We start from the raw sequence: 22,017 nt of genomic DNA, 5'->3' as shown, positions 1-22,017 counted from the left end.
ACTTTAATAATACCTTTACCAATAAAAGGTTTTATTCGTTTGCTACAAACAGGCCGCTCTATTATCTTCACAATTTTATAAGTTATACTTGATAAACGAAATAAATATAACACTTTTATCAATCATAACTTATAGAGCCATCTATTTTGTATTTTGATCTGTTCAGATCTTTTTTCTTATCTGGCTCAATCTTTGTGGCGTTAAACCGATGTATGATGCTATATATTTCAATGGGATATTTTGAATTAGTTATTTATCTCTGGCTATAAGATCTTTGTATATTTTCTCACTAGAGTACCCCAGTATTAAAGTCTCTCAGGTTATTTTCCTTATCAAAACATCTTCTAAAACAATTCTGGCAATTCTATTTATGTTTAAAGATGTTTCATATATATCTATTAAATCAGTCTTATCTAATTTCCAAATCACACAATCGTTTGAAAGGGGTATAGATTGACATTTAATAAAAAGTATAATTGTGCCAAAGGTATGGTCTTTCATCGTTTTTCTTAATGAAACTATTTTAATTAATCGGTCTATGTACGTTCATTCAGACACAATATGATTAAAACAAAATGTTCAGCATTTAAGTATTTTATAATCGGATTAATATGTTAAAAAATATTAGTCGCTTGACTATTTCATTTTATCCGGTATATTAATCCCAATTAGTCGCTATACTAGTGTCATTTTGATAATTGCAGAATTAAATTAAAGCACTAACATCTTACGACGATAATTCAGTCGATATCCAATATTGTTTTTTCAACTCCTCCGATAAGAACGAGCGGTTTATCAACTCTTTTATTAGAGGATTTTCTTTCGCATTCACAATAAAGTGTGATTCTTATAAAAGAATTCCATAATTATCCCTACCCAGAGTACAAATCCTGCTATTGTGTCGTATATTTGCTCTCATCCTTTTTTCCTACCGATAACCATCGGTAAGCTTGCGCACAATTATCGGCAGGCTTACACATAATTATCGACAGGCTTGCCGACAATTGTCAGCAGGCAATTCCGTCGGAAGGAAAAGAGGAAAGCATCGTATTGTTTTTTCAAGAACACCAGTATAAAATAAAAATAAAAATGGGAATCAGATTCAAAGTCCACGAAACGCCACAACCGAAAGGCAGAAAAGGCCCGAAGCTAAGCCATGCACGGGCATTGTGCGACAGCACGGTAAAAATGGATTATCTATGCAAAATGATTTGCTCACGGTCGACGATCTCTTCGGCTGATGTAAAGGCCGTACTCGATTCGTTTGTATGGGCGATCGGCCTTTCACTAAAAAGCGGGCAACATGTGGAACTGGAAGAACTGGGACATTTCTCGCCTTCACTACGTACACAGCCATCCGCCGACGGAAAGAAAATGATGGTAATGGTAGACAACGTAAACTTTCGTTGCTCGGAAAAGCTAAAAGAAGAACTGAGGAATGCAGAACTGGAACATATCAAAACGCCTAAAAAATTAACGTTCGATGAACGCAAAAAACGGATGTTGGATTTTCTGGAACGAAACAAACGGATTTCAACACCGGATTATGCGGGACTGAACGACTGTTCGCGTTATCGCGCAGCCGCCGACCTGAAACTATTCGTAGAAAAAAATGTTCTATCTAAAATAGGAGGCGGCACGCATGTTATGTATATATTACCGACAAATAATGAATAAGCTAATTAATATACAAATGAGACAAAAACGATCTTTTATTTTCCTCCTGTTAAGCTTCTTCAGCCTCTTTCAGCTGGCAGCACAACAGCAGGAACTGCAACCACTACCTATCGATCCGCAGGTTCGTTATGGTAAGTTACCCAACGGATTAACGTATTATATCCGTCACAACGAACTGCCGAAAGAACGGGCGGACTTCTATATCGCACAGAACGTAGGTTCCATGTTGGAAGAAGAGAACCAGCGCGGACTGGCTCACTTCCTGGAACACATGGCCTTTAACGGTTCGAAAAACTTCCCCGATAAAGGAATGGATGAATTTACCGAAAGCGTAGGTATGCGCGGCGGCGAGAACTTCAATGCTTATACCAGTTTCGATGAAACGGTGTATATGATTATGAATGCTCCGGTTACCCGCGAAAGTGTGGTCGACTCCTGTCTATTGATCCTGCACGACTGGTCGAACTTCATTACGCTGGCTGACTCCGCTATCGAAAAGGAACGCGGCGTGATCCGTGAGGAATGGCGTACACGACAGGATGCACAGGCCCGTCTCTGGGAACAACAGTTACCGAAAATGTATCCGGACAGCCGTTATGCCCACCGGATGCCTATCGGAACGATCGATGTGATCAATAACTTCAAACCGGATGAACTGCGTGATTATTATCATAAATGGTATCGTCCCGATTTGCAGGCTATTATCATTGTAGGAGATATTAATGTCGACCAGGTGGAAGCTGCCGTTAAGAAGATCTTTGCCGACATTCCGGCTCCGGTCAATCCGGCTCCCCGCAAGATGTTCGAAGTAGCGGATAATGATATGCCGCTGATCTCCATCGCGACGGATAAGGAAGCATCAAACACCATCTTATCTATCTTCTATAAACATGAGAAGATGCCGCAGGATATGTATGGAACGATTGCCAGCATGGTAAAAGATTATATCCAAAGCGTAGCGGCCACGATGATGAACGAACGTTTCAGCGAAATGGTACAGAAAGCCAATCCCCCGTTCGTTGCAGCACAGGCTTCAGACGGCGATTATATGATCTCGAAGACGAAAGGTGCCTGGTCGGTTGCCGCACTGGTAAAAGACAATGAGGTGGATTCTGCCATGAATGCGCTGGTGACAGAGACAGAACGCGTAAAACGTTTTGGCTTCACGCCTTCGGAATACGACCGCGCCCGCATCAATGTGTTGAAACAATACGAATCTATTTATAACGACCGCGATAAACAGCGCAACAGTGCCTTTACCAACGAATATGTACGTCATTTCACGGAAGGCGGATATATTCCGGGGATCGAAACCGAATATGCACTGATCGGTCAGATCGCCCAGGCGGTTCCGGTAGAGCAGGTAAACAAATACATTCAGGATATGATCGGTGACCAGAATATCGTCATCAGCCTGACCGGACCTGAAAAAGAGGGCATCACGTATCCTACGGACGAGGAATTGCTTCGCGACTTTATGAAAGCGCAACGTATCCCAGTTGAACCCTATAAGGAAACTCTTTCCAACGAGCCGCTGATCTCTGAATTGCCTGTCGCAGGTAAGATCACGGAGAGTAAAGAAGACCCGCTGTTCGGTGCAACCGTGCTGACATTAAGCAACGGCATCAAAGTGGTTTTAAAACATACCGACTTCAAAAAGGATGAAATCGTTATGACGGCAACCAGCCCGGGTGGGAGCACGTTGTTCGGTAACAAAGACATCGACAACCTGAAGGTATTCAACGAAGTCATCGATCTGGGTGGTCTGGGTAACTTCTCCTCGACCGACCTCAATAAACTTCTGGCGGGAAAGAAAGTGTCCTGTTCTCCATCACTAGGAATGGATAGTGAAAACATGAACGGTTCCTCCACACCTGCCGACCTGAAAACGTTGTTCGAACTGATCTACCTCTATTTCACCGCTCCACGAACAGACGAAGAGGCATACGCATCGTTCGAAAACCGTATGATCGCCCAACTGAAAAACGTGGAATTGAACCCGATGGTAGCTTTCAGCGACTCGTTGACCAAGGCTATTTACAATAACAACCCACGCGCCATGCGTATTGAGCCGGCTGATTTCAAAAACATCAGTTACCCGCGTATCATGGAAATGTATAAAGAGCGTTTCGGTGATGCTTCCGGCTTCGTATTCACTTTCGTAGGAAATATCGATACCGATAGCATTCGTCCGCTGGTAGAACAATATCTGGCAACCTTACCGGCCAACGGTAAAATTGAAAAAGGGAATATAAAAGAAGTCCCGCCCATCCGTAAAGGCGAATACGTGAACCGTTTCAAACGCCAGATGGAAACCCCGAAAGCTTCTGTTGTGAACTTCTATTCCGGACAGATGGATTACAACCTGGAAAACATCCTTACAGCAACCATGTTGAAGCAGGTGCTCGACCTGGTGTATATGGAAAAGGTGCGTGAAGAAGAAGGCGGCACCTACGGTGTACAAACTTCCGCCCGTATCTCCACTTTCCCCGAGGGACAAACCTTCCTGCAGGCTTACTTCGATACCGACCCGGACAAACGCGAACAGATGAACACAATCGTCCGTAACGAACTGAAACGTATCTCCGACATCGGCCCGCGTCCGGAAGATTTCAAAAAGACGCAGGACAATATCCTGAAACGCCATGCAGAAAACCTGCAGGAGAACGGTTACTGGCTGAATACACTGGATAACTACTATTATAAAGGATTCGACGGCGAAACAAAATACGTTGAAACACTGAACGGTATTACTCCGGCTAAGATACAGGCCTTTACCAAAAAGCTGCTTGGTCAGGGGAATAGTATCGAGGTGGTGATGGAGCCATAAGATTATATAACATTTTCGCCAAATTTAAAATAAGAGAGCATTTCATACGAGCTCTGTCATATTTTAAATTTGGCGATTTTATTGGAATATTTGAGATATGTATGCACAAGTAGAGAAACGTAAAGAGAATAAAAGTAGAGCAGTTGCTAATTCTGTCGCTCAAAAGAAAAGAGGTGTGAAGCAAGATTTGGGGTTTGTGGATAATCGAGTACCGGTGAGCCATAATATCGAGACTATACAACGGATCAAAACAGTGACTGTTACTAACACTATCAATAATTACGACAGTGGGTGGGTTCAATCAGAAACACTAAGTCAAGGAGTAGAAGCAGGACCAAGGGCAGAAGCACAAGCGGTGGCAAAAATCGCAGGAGGATCCTGGGTAGGAGGGCATATGGTGAACGATCGCCTGGGAGGATCCGGAGGATTCAGTAATATTGTCCCCATAACCTCTTCAATGAATAATAAACACCACACAATAGAAAATGACGCACAAAAAAAAGTAGGGAATGGAGGAACACCCTACGAAGTCAGATACTACATGGCTATTTTGCATCGAGATGACTATACCTTTACGCCATCTGGAGACAAGGTGAACAACCTTGCTGACCAATTTCAGCAAAGTTACGAGTGGAGAACAAAGGAGGTGCAAGCCGGAGGAAGTTCTGGTCGACCGAGACCATACCAAGCACCCGGACCAATAACCAGAGTTAATGGAGCCGTTCTCGATATGGATTAAAATACCTCAAAGTACAGCTGTGGGAAGACACAATAATAAATGAGCTGGAAAGTTTGAAGATCAGATAAGATGCTATAATAAAAAAAAGCAGATTGTTTATAAGTAGTAAAAAAGAGGATAAATTCATCCTCTTTTTTTATCTTTGACCCGTAAACCTTAAATTACACAACAATGTATATCCGGATAATACTATTATTTATCATTTCTTCATTCGTTTGTTCGGAGTATGCCGACGGGCAACCGGTGTCCGGCAATATCGAAAAAATGCTACAAAGCCTTGACTCGCTGCTTGCTAAAAAAGAGACCTTTGTCGTTGCTAAAGAGAAGCGGATCGAAGAACTGAGAAAAATGGAACAGAAAGTTCAGACGGAGGAAGAACAATACTGGATGAACAAACTGTTTTATGAGGAATATATGGTATATGACAGCGACTCTGCCCTGAACTATATACATAAAAATCTGGACATCGCCCAGCGACTGAATAATCGGCAATGGATAGCACAGTGGAAAATAGAACAATCTTTTATATCATCGGCCACCGGATTCCTGAAAGAGGCACTGGATGCCTTAAGTGAGATAAATGTCGAGAACCTGTCATCCTATGCCAAGACGGATTATTACGGACAGATGATGTATCTCTATTCCCATTACGGCCAATACTCCGGTGAAGATTCCCAACAAAGTTTACTTTATTATGCACAGGAAAAGATATATCGGGATTCCATTTTTTCCAGTATACAGGATAATCATCCCTATTATCTATGGTACAAAGGATGGCAATATAACGGAACTCCTATGGCAGAAGAGGTAAAAGAACAGTTAAGATTATCACTGGCTTCCGCATCGTTCGATTCCAGGAAGGAGGCTATGAATGCATACATTTTAGCTATAATGAATAGAGACGAAGGTAACGAAGAGGAATATCTTCGTTACCTTATCTTATCAGCCATGGCTGATATACGGTCGGCCAACCACGATATCGCTTCATTGGAAGAACTCGGAAAGACCCTGTATGAAAAAGGGGCCACCGACCGTGCCTATTCTTACCTGAACTATTGCCTCGGATGTGCACAACTGTATAAAAACAGGATACGCATGATCGGTATTTCTTCTGCACTGGACGCAATCCATAAGACATACGAACAAAAGAACAAAAGACAGGAGGCCGATTTGCGCCGCTATCTTTACATCGTCAGTACCTTATCGCTGGTCTTGCTAGCTGCACTGTGCTTTATTGGGCTACAGATAAAGCGACTGAAAGAATCCCAGAGAAAACTGAACGATGCCAATCAGACACTGAATACACATGTAAACGAACTGGAAAAAGCTCATACGCAACTGGCGGAAGTAAACAACCAGCTCCAGTCACTGAACAAACAGTTGCTAGACACCAACTCCAAACTGACGGAGTCAAATTACGTCAAGGAAGAATATATCGGTTATGTATTCAATATCTGCTCCAACTATATCAGTAAGCTCGATGAATACAGAAAAAATATAAACCGGAAAATCAGAACCGGTATGGTGGATGAAGTCAAGAAGATGACGGACACTTCTTCAATGGCCTCCAACGAGCTAAAAGAATTTTACCGCAATTTCGATGCTATCTTCCTGCATATCTATCCGGATTTCGTATCCGACTTTAATGCCTTACTCGAACCGGATAAACAGATCATGCCCAAAGAGGGAGAATTACTGAATACCGAACTCCGTATCTATGCACTGGTCCGTCTCGGGATCAGCGATAGTGTAAAAATAGCCGAGTTCCTCCATTGCTCCGCCCAGACAGTCTACAACAACCGGCTGAAAACACGCAGTAAAGCAGTCGTCCCCAAAGAACATTTTGCAGAAATTGTAAAATCTTTAGGGAAAATAGAGCGCTGAAACGAAGATCAGAGCCTCCTTAACTTCATATAACAACTTACTTTTTATATACGCATAAAACAAATAAAAACCTATATATCAGAAACATAGAAAACACGGATACTTACTTATCCTGTTTACCAGGCTATTGAAGCCCACAAACCACACTTTACTTTTGCCAATACAAAAAAAGTAAAAAACGATTTAGTAGTTAACTTTAAAATGTATTTATCTTATGAAGAACATTTTATTCAAACGGAGGTATTATGGAGGTATGATCCCCATCTTATGCCTGTTATTATTATTCCCGACACTTGCATTCGCTCAGAAATTCACGATCAGTGGACAGGTAAAAGACACTCAGGGCGAACCAGTCATCGGTGCAAATGTTATTATTAAAGGAACGACCAACGGGACAATTACCGACCTGGATGGTATGTTCACTATTCCTGACGTCGAGCAAAGTTCTGTCCTGGAAATCTCTTTTATCGGCTATACGCCCCAACTGGTAAAGATCTCCGATAACAAACCGTTAATCATAACACTGGCAGAAGACAGCCAGGCATTGGACGAAATTGTCGTTGTGGGTTACGGTGTTCAGAAAAAGAGTGTGGTAACAGCAGCTATCAGCCGCGTAACAGCCGATGAACTGAATGCAGCCAAGCCTTCCCGTGTAGAAGATGCACTGAAAGGAAAGGTATCCGGTGTACAGATCACGCAAAGTTCCGGCCAGCCCGGATCAGACTCAAAGGTACGTATCCGCGGTATCGGTACGGTCAACAACAGCGATCCGTTATATATCGTAGACGGCATGCCGGTAGACGGTGGTATCAACTATCTGAACCCGGTGGATATCCAGTCTGTCGAGATCCTGAAGGACGCAGCGTCAGCAGCCATTTACGGAGCCCGTGCCGCCAATGGAGTTGTACTCGTAACGACCAAGAGCGGTAAAAGCGGCAAAGCGACGATCAACTACGACTTCAGCTACGGATGGCAGAATCCCTGGAAAAAGAAAGCGGTCCTGAATGCACGTGAGTACATGACCATCATGAACGAAGCGCAGGTAAACGACGGTAACGCTCCTCTTTACTCACAGGAAGAAATCGCTTCGTCCGGTAACGGAACCGACTGGCAGGATGCCACTTTCAATTACGACGCTCCGGTTCAGCAACATCAGGTAAGTATTAACGGTGGTAGCGACAAAATGCAATATTTTCTTTCTTTAGGTTATTTCAACCAGGAAGGTATCGTAGGCGGCGACTATGGTAAATCCAACTACGACCGCTGGAGCCTTCGCTCCAACTCTACCTATGAAGTGTTTGAAGCACAAGACCGTAAATTTCTCAACAAATTGAAGGTAGGTGTCAATATCGGTTATTCGAGAGGTACGAATTCTACTGTCGAAAGCAACTCGGAATACGGTTCCATCCTGGGAAGTGCCATCACTTTCTCCCCCCTGGTTCCTATTTATGCCAACGAAAAGGAATCGGCTGAAATTCTGGAAAAATATCCGACAGCTGTCGTAGATAAAAACGGACGTGTATTCTCACTGCCGCCTTCCGGTTATCAGGAATTAGCCAACCCGGTTGCCCAGCTGAATTCTCCTTCCGTAACGAAAAATAATGAAGACAAATTCGTCGGTTCTTTCTGGGCTGAACTGGATGTACTTCCCGGACTGAAGTTTAAAAGCAGTTATGGTGCCGACCTCGCTTTCTGGGGTGCCGACGGCTACGGTTTCGAATACTATATGGGCTCGATGAAGAAAAACGAACAGAGCTGGGTACAAAGCGAAATGAACCGCGGTTACAGATGGCAGGTAGAAAACGTATTTACCTACAATAAAACATTCTTTGAAAAGAACAACCTGACAGTCGTATTAGGACAGTCGGCACAAAAATACTCAGTCCGCAAACTGGGTGGCAGCGATTACGACCTGCTTGAAACAGACCCGAACAAGGCTAATATCAACTCGGCCACCGGCAGCCGCGACGACGAACGTACATGGGGAGGCACGGATGGTTACAACTTTACTGCCCTGGCTTCTTATTTCGGCCGTATCGATTATAACTACGACGAACGTTATATGTTACAGTTCACAATGCGCCGCGACGGTTCTTCCCGCTTCGGACCGAATCATAAATGGGCTACATTCCCGGCTTTGTCTGTCGGTTGGAATGTATTGAACGAACCTTATATGCGACAATTTCAGAGCGACATATTCAATTCTATGAAAGTACGTTTCAGCTGGGGTAAAAACGGTAACGAGAATATCGGTAACTTCCGTTATACTGCCTTGATGGACGGAGGACAAAACTACTATTTCGGCGGAGGTTACAGCGTAAAGGACAACGGCAAGACCGGAAATATGCAATATGGTTCTTCACCGGCGGCTATTGCCAATCCGAATATCAAATGGGAAGAGTCTGAACAGGTCGACCTCGGTTTCGATGCCCGCTTCTTCAATAACGGTTTGAATTTCGGCTTCGACTATTTCAAAAAGAAAACAAACGGTATGTTGATGGATAAACCGATCCCAAGCTACGTAGGACAAAGCGCTCCGATGAGTAACGCAGGTAAAATGCAAAACTGGGGACTTGAATTCGAACTGGGTTGGAAGTCTTCCGTCAAAGATTTCAACTATTCAATCAGCGCCAACGCTTCTTACCTGAAGAACAAGCTGATCGACCTGGGTAACGCTTCCGGCCTGGCCACTTACGAAAGTGCCGGTGCATCCGGAGTAGGCGAATATGTACGTGCTACGAACGGAGATGTCTGGCCCTACTTCTACGGAATGAAAACAGACGGTATCTTCCAGAACTGGGACGAAGTAAATGCTTACAAAAACGATAAAGGCGAATTGTTGCAACCGAAAGCACAACCCGGCGACGTTCGCTTCGTGGATACGAATAAAGACGGAGTGGTAGACGATACCGACAGGACAAAGATCGGTAAAGGGATGCCCGACTGGACATTCGGTTTGACACTGGGTGCAGACTGGAAAGGATTCGACCTGAATCTCTTCTTCCAGGGAACTTTCGGAAACGATATATTCGACTTCGCACAACGTGGCGACATACCGGCAATGAACCGTCCGACATGGATACTCGACAGATGGATGGGTGAAGGTTCTTCCAACTCTATCCCCCGCATGACCGCGCAGAACCCGAACGGAAACTGGCGTTCTTCCGACCTGTATGTAAAAAACGGATCTTATGTACGCCTGAAAACCGCCCAGCTGGGATATACCTTGCCTGCCATCTGGACAAAGAAAGCATCCATACAAAGACTGAGAGTATACGTATCGGCAGAGAACCTGTTCACATTCACCGGCTACGACGGTTTCGATCCGGAACTGGCCTCCGGAAATTATACTACAATCGGCGTGGATAAAGGTATCTATCCGCAATCAAGAACGATCTCTTTAGGTGCTAATATCACTTTCTAACATTTAAACGTATTTATCATTATGAAAAGATATAAATTATTCGCTTTTGCATCTTTTTTGGCGACTGCCGTCATGACCACTTCCTGTGGCGACGATTTCCTGACAGCCGGGCCGACCGAAAAGCCGGAAGCCGGTGCAGCCGCAACCGAAGGAACGATCCTGTCCAGTCTGGGTTCGGCTTATCAGATCCTGATGTTTGACAGCTACGCAAACAACAATTATAATGCTGTGTTACTTATGTCAGACCTGCGTTCCGACGACTTGTTCAAAGGAGGAGGCGATGCCGGCGACCAGCATCAATTATACGTACTGTCGCAATTCAGTTCCAGTGCGGCAGAGACTCTCGACGGATTGTGGAGCATCTATTTTACCGGTCTGGCACGTGCTAACAATGCTGTGATAGCTTGTCAGAATGCAGTAAATGTAACGGATGAAAAAGTAGCCCAATATACCGCAGAATCTCATTTCTTACGGGCCTACTATACTCATCTGTTATGGAAGTTCTGGGGAAACATTCCTTATTTCGAAGCTCCGCTGGATGATCCTTACCTGGCTCCTCAGATGAGTGCAGACGAAATATACCAGAAGATAATGGCCGACCTGGAAATAGCCTGTGGCGAAGGTATGCCGATGAAAGTCACCGCAGCCAACCTGGGACGTGCCAACAGAGCAGCCGCCCTGATGCTGAAAGCACGTGTAGTGATGTATCAGAAAGACCAGTCCAAATATGCCGAAGTAGCCAACGACATGGCCACGATCATCAAAAGCGGCGATTACGAGCTGATGGATGATTTCGATGCCATGTGGCAGGACGAAAATGAATTCTGCAAAGAATCCATCTTTGAAAGCAACCAACTGCCGGAAGGCAAAACCTGGGATACAGGCTGGCAGGGATATGGTACGAACTTACCGGCATTTATCTCGCCGAATGAATTGAAAGATCCTGACGGAGTGTTCAAAGGAGGTTGGGGATTTGCTCCCGTCCGTTTGTCTGCCTACCAGATATACGAAGAAGGAGACCTGCGCCGCGACGCTTCTATCAACGACTGGCGTGAAGGCAGTTATTCAAAACGTTTCCAGGATACCGGCCTGTTCCAGCGTAAATATGCTGCCCGTGAAGGATATAACCCTCCTCCCGGCGACCAGGATCTGAATTACTGTAACAACCTGCGTATTTTCCGGTATGCCGAAACATTGTTGAACTATGTGGAACTGGTAAAGATGGGAGGCGCCCCCGAAGCCCAGGGTGTAAATGCAGACGAATGCTTCAACCAGATACGCCGTCGTGCTTTCGGCACCGATAAACCGCTTGCCGCCACAGCCCAGAATATCAAGAACGAACGTCGTAAAGAGTTCCTGGGCGAAGGGATGCGTTTCTGGGATCTGGTTCGCTGGGGAGACGCCCCAAGCGTACTGACGGAAAACAATTCCGAATTCAACTCTGTCCGTACCTTTGAAGAATGGATGAAATATCTTCCTATTCCTCAGGGAGAAATGACAAAAACATTGGGAACCGAATTTGAATTGAAACAAAACGGTAACTGGAAATAACCGAGTGGCTAACACGATAAAACAGACAATAATATGATAAGAAATATATTCAAATCAGGAATCATCGCCTTGATGGCTATTTTAGCCATGACCTCTTGCGACCCGCAAGACAATGACGACCATGCATTAGGTGCAATGCCGGAAGAAAGCCAGCTGGCTTTCTCCGCCACACCGAAAAGCGAACAACCGAATGTGATCGCATTGAAAAACGAATCGAGCGTGAAAGGAGTCGTCACCTGGGACATGGGAGACGGATCGACAGCCAAAGGGGAAACGGCAGAAGCGAAATATGCGTTCAAAGGAACTTATGTGATCTCGATGACCATGTATACGACCGGAGGATCGGCAACGATCACGAAAGAAGTGACCGTAGCACAAGACGATATGTCTTTACTGAACACCCCTATGTACAACGCCCTGACAGGAGGTGCCGATAACCTGGAAGGTAAAACCTGGGTATTCGATCAATATCATAGCGGACACTTCGGAGTCGGCCCGAGCACCGACGAAGCTCCTTCATGGTGGTCTTGCCCGGCCAACGGCAAACTGGAATCGAGCCTTTATACGCAGGAATTCACCTTCATCCAGGTGGGAGTGAAAATGATCTGGAAGAACAACGGGTATATCTACACGAATGAAGCCGGTAAAAATGCATTGGGAGGTACGGCTGTCGTTCCCCCGGCCGGAGACTTCGACGTACAATACGAGCCTAAAGATGCATATACCTTTACACTGAATGAAACGGCTAAAACGATTACGCTGAACAACGGCGCTTTCTTCGGTCATTATGCCGGAACATCCACTTACGAGATCCTGAGCCTGACGGACGACGAACTGTACCTGAAATGTGCCAGCACCGTTGAAAGCGGTAATGGCTGGTGGTACCGTTTCATTCCGAAAGAAAAGAATGTGAAACCCGAAGTAGAGGTTAAGCCTGTGACACTGGCTGAAGATTTCGAAAAAGATAAACTGTCCGTAGAATTCATCCCAGAACTAATGGGAGATATGGGCCCTGTCTACTCGAATCCGGCACCGGTAGGTATTAACACGTCTGCCAAGGTATATCTCTATCAGAAACCGGAAGAATTCTATTCCAATATCTCATGGGTATCGGAAGACAGCAAGTTCGACCTGTCGGTAAACAACAAGATCCGCATGAAAGTATATATCCCGTCTTACAACGATTATACGACAGCTGCGGCCGTTGCAGGCGATTGGATCACGGTCAATAAACTGCAAAAACAGGTGGCCGTCAAATTGCAGAATACCGAAGCCGGCGACAATGCCTGGGAAAGCCAGACCGAAATTGTAAAAGCAGACCTGGAGACAGACAAATGGATCGAACTCGAATTCGATTTCAGCGCGGTAAAAGACCGTACCGACTATAACAAGGTTGTTATCCAGTTCGGTGCAGAAGGTCACGCAGCCCCGGGAATCTTCTTCTTCGATGATTTCTCATTCAATAAATAGTAACAACAGACAGAGAGTTGCCGATACAGCGACTCTCTGTCTACTCATTCAAACCGGAAGATGAAATATTCAATAACATACTTACTGCTATTCGGAGCTTTTCAGTTGTCGGCTTGCAACGGACAAGATGCAGAGATTCCCTCCCCGGACAACAAACCGGAGACAGAGATCGTTACACCACCGGGATACACGCTGGTATGGCATGATGAATTCGACGATGACCGGTTGCCCAACGGTAAACCCTCCATGCCCGACACTAAATTATGGTGGTATGAAACCGGAAATAACGGTTGGGGTAACAATGAAATCCAGCGATACATCTCCGGAGTACAGAGTAAAGACACCTGTGCACGCATTGTAGACGGTACATTGGAGATCATCGCCCGGAAAGTACATAATGAAATTTTATCCGCCCGCCTGAACTCCACTGAAAGTTGGACATACGGCTATTTCGAAGCCCGCCTGCAACTCCCGCAGGGGAAAGGTACATGGCCGGCATTCTGGATGATGCCTGAAAAGTTCACTGCCTGGCCGGACGACGGGGAAATCGATATCATGGAAGAAGTAGGATACAACCCTAACCAAATATTCTCCACCATACATTGTAAAGCCTACAACCATTCGATCGGCACACAGAAAACAGGCGAGATTCATATCGCCGACGCTGAAGAAAAGTTCCATGTATACGCCGTGGAATGGACAAAAGATTTTATAAAAGGATATGTCGATGGCGAATGTTATTTCACATTCAATAATGACCATCAGGGAAACAAAGACACATGGCCGTTCGATGCCCCTTTCTATATTAAGCTGAACCTGGCCTGGGGAGGCAACTGGGGAGGAGCCGAAGGGGTGGATGAATCGCAGCTTCCGGCCACTTACAAGATAGATTACGTAAGAGTATTCCAGAGAACAAAATAGATACAAATTAAAAAACATACATAAATACCTCCATGAAAACATATAAACGAAATATCTTCTATGCCGGCCTGCTGACTCTCTCCATGATGGCGTGCAGCCAGCCTTCCGGATCAGGAAAAGGAGACATTGTTGAAAAACAGGTGGAAGCCTTGTTAGACCAAATGACTTTGCAGGAAAAGATCGGGCAGATGAACCAACTCAGTCCGTTCGGCAGCCCGGAAGAGATTGCCGGACAGATACGCAAAGGAGAAGTCGGTTCCCTGCTGAACATCACAGATCCGGCCATCGTCAATCAGATCCAGAAAATAGCTGTGGAAGAATCGCGGCTTGGTATCCCCATCTTAATGTCACGTGACGTTATTCACGGGTATAAGACGATCTTCCCTATTCCGCTGGGACAGGCAGCCACTTTCAATCCGCAGATCGTGGAAGACGGTGCCCGCGTGGCGGCTATCGAAGCGTCGGCCGACGGGATCCGCTGGACATTCGCCCCGATGATCGATATCTCGCGCGATCCCAGGTGGGGACGCATAGCCGAGAGTTGTGGAGAAGATCCTTATCTGAGTTCTGTCATGGGTGTAGCCATGGTGAAAGGTTTTCAGGGCGACTCTCTGAACGATCCTACCTCCATTGCAGCCTGTGCCAAACATTTTGTAGGCTACGGAGCGGCAGAAGGGGGACGCGATTATAATTCGACCTCCATCCCCGAACGCCAGTTGCGCAACGTCTATTTTCCCCCGTTTGAGGCTGCGGCCAAAGCCGGATGCGCCACCTTTATGACCTCTTTCAACGATAACGACGGGGTACCTTCGACCGGAAACACATTCATTCTGAAAGATGTGTTGCGCGATGAATGGAAATACGACGGCATGGTCGTAACCGACTGGGCTTCGACCGCCGAAATGATCTCCCACGGCTTCTGTAAAGACGAAAAGGAAGCAGCCATGAAATCCGTTAAGGCCGGTATTGACATGGAAATGGTGAGCGGTACGTTTATCCGTCACCTGGAAGAACTGGTAAAAGAAAAGAAAGTATCGGAAGCAGCTATCGATGAAGCGGTTCGCAACATCCTTCGCCTCAAGTTCCGTCTGGGACTGTTCGATAACCCCTATGTAAACACAGACCAGAATGTAAAATATGCCCCTGCCCATCTGGCTAAAGCCAAAGAAGCGGTCGAACAATCGGTTATCCTGTTAAAGAACGACCGCGAAACCTTACCTTTCACCGATAAGATCCGTAGCATTGCGGTTGTAGGCCCGCTGGCGGATGCTCCTCACGACCAGATGGGCACCTGGGTATTCGACGGGGAAAAAGCACATACACAGACCGTGCTGACGGCCTTGAAAGAGATGTATGGCGACAAAGTACAATTCATGTACGAACCGGGACTGGGTTACAGCCGCGACAAAAGTACGACGAATATCTCCAAAGCCGTCAGTACCGCCACACGTGCAGACGCCGTTCTGGTATGCGTCGGAGAAGAGTCCATCCTTTCGGGTGAAGCCCATTCCTTAGCAGACTTACATCTGCAAGGAGCACAAAGCGAACTGATCGCCGCCCTGACCAAGACAGGGAAACCTATCGTAACTGTTATCATGGCAGGCCGCCCGCTAACGATCGAACAGGAAGTAAACCAGTCGGATGCCGTTCTCTATGCTTTCCATCCGGGGACAATGGGTGGACCGGCCATTGCCGACCTGCTTTTCGGCAAGGTGACGCCGAGCGGCAGAACGCCGGTCACCTTCCCGAAGATGGTCGGACAAATCCCTGTTTACTATGCGCACAACAACACAGGCCGCCCCGCCTCCCGCCAGGAGACATTGATCGACGCTATTCCGTTGGAAGCCGGACAGACCTCACTGGGCTGTACCTCCTTCTATATGGATGCCGGTTTCGATCCGCTGTATCCCTTCGGTTACGGATTGTCGTACACCACATTCGGATACGACAACCTGCAACTGGCAACCGATAAGCCGGCAGCCAACGGGACTCTTGAAATCAGCTTCGACCTGACAAACACCGGCAAATACGACGGGACAGAAGTGGTACAATTATACGTACAGGATAAGTTCGGTTCCGTCACCCGTCCGGTGAAGGAACTGAAAGGCTTCCAACGTATCTTCCTGAAACAAGGTGAAAAGAAAACGGTCACCTTCTCTCTTCCCGTCGAAGATCTGGCATTCTGGAATATAGACATGCAGAAAGTAGTGGAGCCGGGCGAGTTTAACCTCTGGGTAGGCCCCAACAGTGTAGAAGGATTACAAACAACATTCACAGTAGAATAAGATATGAAAAAGAATATATATATACTGATCACGCTTCTGCTGGTATCCTTCGCAGGATGCCGGCAGGACACCGGCACAACGGACACAGACACGACCGGTCTGCCCCCGGAAGCCTTTATGCGTATCTCCGGAACCGATTTGATTACTCCCAACGGAAAAAAAATCCTGATCAAAGGTACGAACCTGGGTAACTGGCTGAACCCCGAAGGTTATATGTTCGGCTTCAACAAAACGAACTCACCGGGACGTATCGACCAGCTGTTCTGCGAAATGGTAGGCCCCGACTTCACCGCTGAATTCTGGAAAGCCTTCAAGGACAACTATATCACCCGCGAAGACGTGCAGTTTATCGCCGGGACAGGCGCCAACACCATCCGCCTTCCTTTTCACTATAAACTCTTTACCGACGAGGATTATATGGGACTGACTGCCAACCAGGACGGATTTGCCCGCATAGACAGTGTGATCGGCTGGTGCCGCGAAACAGGCTTGTACCTGATCCTCGACATGCACGATGCCCCCGGCGGACAAACCGGCGATAATATCGACGACAGCTATGGTTACCCCTGGCTGTTCGAAAGCGAAACCAGCCAACAGCTTTTCTGCGATATCTGGAAAAAGATTGCAACGTATTATAAAAACGAACCCGTTATCCTGGGCTACGAACTGATGAACGAGCCGATCGCCCCCTATTTCAGCAATATGGAAGAGCTGAACGGCAAACTGGAACCGCTGTACAAACGCGCCACAGCCGCCATTCGCGAAGCCGACACCAACCATATTATCCTGCTGGGCGGTGCGCAATGGAACGGCAACTTCCGCCCGTTCACCGACAGCACCTTCGACGATAAGATCATGTATACCTGCCACCGCTACGGAGGGGACGCTTCCAAAGCAGCCATTCAGGAAATCATAGACTTCCGCGACCGTGTCAACCTCCCGATGTATATGGGTGAGATCGGGCACAACACAGAAGCCTGGCAGAATGCCTTCTGCCATGTCATGGAAGAGAATAATATCGGTTGGACCTTCTGGCCTTACAAAAAGATCGACGGTTCATCGTTTATCGGTATCAAAGCGCCCGGAAACTGGGATCGCGTCGTTGCTTTCTCCGAAGCTTCCCGGGGCACTTACAAAGAAATCCGTGACGCCCGGCCCGACCAGGAGGAGGCCAAAGCCGCCCTACTGGAATTTATAGAGAACAGCCGGTTGCAAAACTGTATCATCCAGAAAGAATATATCCGCTCACTCAGTTTAAAAGTAAAATAACAGATGAAACTTATTAAGTATATCGCTTGCTCATTCATGCTGTCGCCCGTCTTCATGCAGGCGCAGCAAACGATTCCGGTTTATCTGGACAACAATAAACCGGTCGAAGAACGCGTAGAAGATGCCCTGTCGCGTCTGACACTGGAAGAAAAGGTAGCACTCACGCATGCCCAGTCCAAATTCAGTTCGCCGGGAGTGGCCCGTCTGGGTATTCCCGAATTCTGGATGACCGACGGCCCGCACGGTATCCGCCCCGAAGTACTGTGGGACGAATGGGAACAAGCCGGATGGACGAACGACTCGTGTGTCGCCTTCCCGGCACTGACCTGCCTGGCAGCGACCTGGAATCCCGAAATAGCGAGGCTGTACGGAAAAAGCATCGGCGAAGAGGCCCGCTACCGTAACAAAACCGTATTGCTGGGCCCCGGCGTAAATATTTACCGCTCGCCACTCAACGGACGTAACTTCGAGTATATGGGCGAAGACCCTTACCTGGCCGGGAAGATGGTGGTTCCCTACGTACAAGGCGTTCAACAGAACGGTGTAGCGGCCTGTGTGAAACATTATGCACTGAACAACCAGGAAGTGAACCGCCACACCACCAACGTAATCGTAGACGACCGTGCCTTGTATGAAATCTACCTGCCGGCCTTCAAAGCCGCCGTAGAGGAAGGAAAGGCCTGGGCCATCATGGGCTCTTACAACCTGTACAAGGATCAGCACGGTTGCCATAACCAATATCTGCTGAACGACATCCTGAAAGGCGAATGGGGTTTCGACGGTGTTGTCGTTTCCGACTGGGGAGGGGTTCATAATACGCAGGAAGCAATCACTAACGGACTCGATATGGAGTTCGGGAGCTGGACCAACGGCTTATCCAACGGTTCAAGCAATGCTTACGATAATTATTACCTGGCAGATCCTTATCTTCAGTTGATCCGGGAAGGTAAAGCCGGAACGAAAGAACTGGACGACAAGGTGAGACGTATTCTTCGTCTGGCTTACCGTACCAATATGGATAAAAACCGTCCGTACGGAGCACTTTGTTCGGAAGCACATTTCGCTGCTGCCCGCCAGATCGGCGAAGAAGGTATCGTGTTGTTACAGAACAATAACAACTTGCTTCCTATCGACCTGAACAGTGCCAGGAAAATAGCCGTTATCGGCGAAAATGCCATCAAGATGATGACTGTAGGCGGTGGTTCTTCTTCTCTGAAAGTGAAATACGAACTTTCGCCGCTGGACGGTATCAGGAAGCGGGTCGGCGACAAAGCGGAAGTCGTTTATGCCCGTGGTTACGTAGGCGACCCGAGCGGCGAATACAACGGCGTGAAATCCGGTCAGGATCTGAATGACGATCGTTCGCCGGAGGAACTGATAGCTGAAGCCGTAGCCGTAGCCAAAGAGGCCGACTATGTGATCTTTATCGGCGGTTTGAACAAGAGTGCACATCAGGATTGCGAGGATGCCGACCGCAAGGAACTAGGCTTGTCTTACGGACAAGATCAAGTAATTACCGCCTTGGCCCAGGTTAACAAAAACCTGATCGTAGTAAATATTTCCGGGAATGCCATCGCTATGCCGTGGGTAAAAGAAGTGCCGGCCATCGTGCAGGCATGGTATCTGGGTTCGGAAGCAGGTAGCGCCATTGCTTCGGTATTGGTAGGCGATGTAAACCCCTCCGGTAAGCTGCCATTTACTTTCCCCGCCTCTTTGCAGGATGTAGGTGCACACAAACTGGGCGATTATCCAGGTACTCCCAGAAACGACGGCAGCAACATCGTAGACGAGAAGTACAACGAAGGTATCTTCGTCGGTTATCGCTGGGCGGATAAGCAGAAAACCAAACCGCTATTCCCCTTCGGACATGGCCTGAGCTACACGACTTTTGATTACGGCAAAGTAACAGCCGACAAGAAAACGATCACCACAGGCGAACCGATTACCTTCACCCTGACCGTCAAAAATACGGGCAACCGTGAAGGAGCAGAAGTCGTGCAACTGTATATCAGCGACAAGAAGTCATCCCTGCCTCGCCCCGTAAAGGAGCTGAAAGGTTTCCAAAAGGTCTACCTGCAGCCGGGAGAAGTAAAACAGGTATCTTTCACCATCGGTACGGATGCACTGAGTTTCTTCGACGACGGTAAGCACGAATGGGTTGCCGAACCGGGACAGTTCGAAGCATTGGTGGGAGCTTCCTCGACCGATATTCATAATAAGGTCGTATTCGAATTGAAATAACCAATCCCCCTTTTCTCTATTTTGTCCGGATATATTGCTTAACAGCACATATCCGGACTATTTTATGTATATCCTTATCGGATCACTCCGGTTTCATTCGCCTTAGATATTCAGAAGGTAGTACGCCGAATTCTTCTTTAAAGCACTGGCGGAAATAGACAATACTATTGAAACCGACCATGAAGGCGACTTCGGAAACATTATGTTTCCCTTCAAGCAACAGGCGTTCGGCATATTGCATCTTCACCTTGCGAATATATTCGTTGGTAGAAAGTCCCATCAATGCTTTCATCTTCCGGTAAAGCGTAGAGTGGCTCATACACATCTTATCTGCCAGATATCCGATATCGATCTTTTCGGACGACATACGCTCTTCGACCAGCTGGTTGATCTTTTCCAGAAACTCATTATCCAGTTTGTTGAGCGACTCCTCGATGACGGCACGCTTATCACCGACGCCGGAAGTCGAACTGAACCGTTCGGCCAGCTTTTTGCGCATATCGAGCAGATTCTGAATGCGACTGTGGAGCAGTGTGGCACTAAACGGTTTGGTCAAATACGAATCGGCTCCTATCAGGTATCCTTCCTCTTTATCCTGCAACGAGTCTTTTGCTGTGAGCAAAACGACAGGGATATGGCTGGTACGGAGATCTTCCTTCAACGTTTTACACATATCCATTCCGTTCATCACCGGCATCATAATATCGCTGACGATAATATCCGGTATGTAGTTGAATGCCTGCTCCAGTCCCTTTTCCCCATTCTCCGCCGTTTTAACGTCGAAAGTATCAGAGAATGAGTCGACAATATAATCGCATATATCCTGATTGTCCTCTACGACCAGTAAAATACGCTTTCCGCTGCCCGAAGGTTCGGGAAGAACCTCCTGTATCTCTTCCTCTTTCGTTTCCTCCTTTTCATTCGAATCGGCATGAAGAACATGCGGATATGTGTTATCGGTCAATAAGCTGATGTAGAAAACACTTCCTACATTCAACGCGCTTTCCACCCGGATATCGCCTTCATGCAGCAAAACCAGATTCTTTACCAATGCCAGGCCGATACCTGTCCCTGAAGCCTGGTGTCCGCTTCCTTCCTGATAATAACGATCGAAGATGTGCGGAAGCGCTTCCGCACTGATACCGTAACCGGTATCACTCACCTTTATTTCTGTCTGGGCAAGCCCGTCGCGCACGACATTGTAAAGACTCAGGGTGATAACACCTTTATCCGTATATTTGACCGCATTCGAGATCAGGTTGTCGAGGACGATCGTAATCACCTCCTTATCGAAGAACAGGGGCATATCCTCTTTCTCCAATTCGATATGAAACTCTATACCTGGTTTCCGGTTCAGTTCCTTGTATTTCAGTCCGATCTCATAGATCAGGGCAGCTATATTCCCGCGGCTGACACAGAGCTTCTTGTTCTGCGTCTCCGTCTTCCGGAATTCAAGTATCTGGTTGATCAGGTTCAGCAGGCGGATCGCACTCTGGTGGATCACGGATATCTTTTGCGAATCGCCGGAAGAGAGTGTGTTACGCTTCAACAGATCTTCCAGCGGCCCTAATATCAGGGTAAGCGGCGTTCGGAGTTCGTGGGTAATATTCGTATAGAAACGAAGACGCTCGTTGTTCAACTCCTGCTCCTGTTCGTGCTTCTTCTTTTCCAGGTTATACAGAGACTCCATTTCCACTTTCCGCTTATAGGCATAAGAAATCAGAAG

General features: G+C 46.9%; 12 protein-coding genes. 11 read left to right on the top strand and 1 reads right to left on the bottom strand.

Annotated elements, in window-relative coordinates; all coding sequences use genetic code 11:
- Window positions 1-1,089: 1,089 nt before the first annotated feature.
- The 11 genes from QZ076_RS07105 (at window position 1,090) to QZ076_RS07055 (ending at window position 20,291) form a co-directional block, all read left to right on the top strand.
- A complete protein-coding gene (locus QZ076_RS07105; protein ID WP_293711768.1) occupies window positions 1,090-1,677 on the top strand; it encodes an HU family DNA-binding protein in 588 nt (195 codons plus the stop codon).
- A 16-nt stretch (window positions 1,678-1,693) separates the two neighbouring features.
- Window positions 1,694-4,507 carry a M16 family metallopeptidase gene (locus QZ076_RS07100; RefSeq protein WP_293711765.1) on the top strand — a complete coding sequence of 938 codons (2,814 nt, stop codon included), beginning with the start codon at window positions 1,694-1,696 and terminating at the stop codon, window positions 4,505-4,507.
- 97 nt (window positions 4,508-4,604) lie between these two features.
- Window positions 4,605-5,246, top strand: coding sequence for a hypothetical protein (locus QZ076_RS07095; protein WP_293711762.1), 642 nt, complete (start codon window positions 4,605-4,607; stop codon window positions 5,244-5,246).
- A gap of 171 nt (window positions 5,247-5,417) precedes the next feature.
- The gene (locus QZ076_RS07090) at window positions 5,418-7,130 is read left to right on the top strand and encodes a DUF6377 domain-containing protein (protein ID WP_293711759.1); all 1,713 of its coding nucleotides are present in this window, start codon (window positions 5,418-5,420) and stop codon (window positions 7,128-7,130) included.
- A gap of 214 nt (window positions 7,131-7,344) precedes the next feature.
- The gene (locus tag QZ076_RS07085) at window positions 7,345-10,554 is read left to right on the top strand and encodes a TonB-dependent receptor (protein WP_293711756.1); all 3,210 of its coding nucleotides are present in this window, start codon (window positions 7,345-7,347) and stop codon (window positions 10,552-10,554) included.
- Between the two features lie 21 nt (window positions 10,555-10,575).
- Complete coding sequence (locus tag QZ076_RS07080; RefSeq protein WP_293711753.1) at window positions 10,576-12,105, top strand: RagB/SusD family nutrient uptake outer membrane protein; 1,530 nt, start codon at window positions 10,576-10,578, stop codon at window positions 12,103-12,105.
- A gap of 33 nt (window positions 12,106-12,138) precedes the next feature.
- On the top strand, window positions 12,139-13,575 hold the full coding sequence (locus tag QZ076_RS07075) for a PKD domain-containing protein (protein ID WP_293711750.1): 1,437 nt from the start codon (window positions 12,139-12,141) through the stop codon (window positions 13,573-13,575).
- 60 nt (window positions 13,576-13,635) lie between these two features.
- Window positions 13,636-14,496, top strand: a complete 861-nt coding sequence (locus QZ076_RS07070) for a glycoside hydrolase family 16 protein (RefSeq protein WP_293711748.1) — start codon at window positions 13,636-13,638, stop codon at window positions 14,494-14,496.
- Between the two features lie 32 nt (window positions 14,497-14,528).
- The gene (locus QZ076_RS07065; protein WP_293711745.1) at window positions 14,529-16,781 is read left to right on the top strand and encodes a glycoside hydrolase family 3 N-terminal domain-containing protein; all 2,253 of its coding nucleotides are present in this window, start codon (window positions 14,529-14,531) and stop codon (window positions 16,779-16,781) included.
- A gap of 3 nt (window positions 16,782-16,784) precedes the next feature.
- On the top strand, window positions 16,785-18,050 hold the full coding sequence (locus QZ076_RS07060; protein WP_293711741.1) for a glycoside hydrolase family 5 protein: 1,266 nt from the start codon (window positions 16,785-16,787) through the stop codon (window positions 18,048-18,050).
- Window positions 18,051-18,086: 36 nt separating this feature from the next.
- Complete coding sequence (locus tag QZ076_RS07055) at window positions 18,087-20,291, top strand: glycoside hydrolase family 3 C-terminal domain-containing protein (RefSeq protein ID WP_293711891.1); 2,205 nt, start codon at window positions 18,087-18,089, stop codon at window positions 20,289-20,291.
- Window positions 20,292-20,373: 82 nt separating this feature from the next.
- Here the strand turns inward: QZ076_RS07055 and QZ076_RS07050 are convergent.
- Window positions 20,374-22,017 (bottom strand): response regulator (locus QZ076_RS07050; protein WP_293711739.1); only part of this gene is annotated, 1,644 nt, incomplete at its 5' end.

Origin of the sequence: uncultured Parabacteroides sp., from assembly GCF_905196875.1 — a bacterium.
Taxonomy (GTDB): domain Bacteria; phylum Bacteroidota; class Bacteroidia; order Bacteroidales; family Tannerellaceae; genus Parabacteroides.
This window is presented reverse-complemented; position numbering and strand designations above follow the sequence as displayed.

What these genes read in the sequence shown, in the direction of transcription:
- QZ076_RS07105 (WP_293711768.1), top strand. Translation starts at nt 1,090, where the DNA reads ATGGGAATCAGATTCAAAGTCCACGAAACGCCACAACCGAAAGGCAGA.
- QZ076_RS07100 (WP_293711765.1), top strand. Translation starts at nt 1,694, where the DNA reads ATGAGACAAAAACGATCTTTTATTTTCCTCCTGTTAAGCTTCTTCAGC.
- QZ076_RS07095 (WP_293711762.1), top strand. Translation starts at nt 4,605, where the DNA reads ATGTATGCACAAGTAGAGAAACGTAAAGAGAATAAAAGTAGAGCAGTT.
- QZ076_RS07090 (WP_293711759.1), top strand. Translation starts at nt 5,418, where the DNA reads ATGTATATCCGGATAATACTATTATTTATCATTTCTTCATTCGTTTGT.
- QZ076_RS07085 (WP_293711756.1), top strand. Translation starts at nt 7,345, where the DNA reads ATGAAGAACATTTTATTCAAACGGAGGTATTATGGAGGTATGATCCCC.
- QZ076_RS07080 (WP_293711753.1), top strand. Translation starts at nt 10,576, where the DNA reads ATGAAAAGATATAAATTATTCGCTTTTGCATCTTTTTTGGCGACTGCC.
- QZ076_RS07075 (WP_293711750.1), top strand. Translation starts at nt 12,139, where the DNA reads ATGATAAGAAATATATTCAAATCAGGAATCATCGCCTTGATGGCTATT.
- QZ076_RS07070 (WP_293711748.1), top strand. Translation starts at nt 13,636, where the DNA reads ATGAAATATTCAATAACATACTTACTGCTATTCGGAGCTTTTCAGTTG.
- QZ076_RS07065 (WP_293711745.1), top strand. Translation starts at nt 14,529, where the DNA reads ATGAAAACATATAAACGAAATATCTTCTATGCCGGCCTGCTGACTCTC.
- QZ076_RS07060 (WP_293711741.1), top strand. Translation starts at nt 16,785, where the DNA reads ATGAAAAAGAATATATATATACTGATCACGCTTCTGCTGGTATCCTTC.
- QZ076_RS07055 (WP_293711891.1), top strand. Translation starts at nt 18,087, where the DNA reads ATGCTGTCGCCCGTCTTCATGCAGGCGCAGCAAACGATTCCGGTTTAT.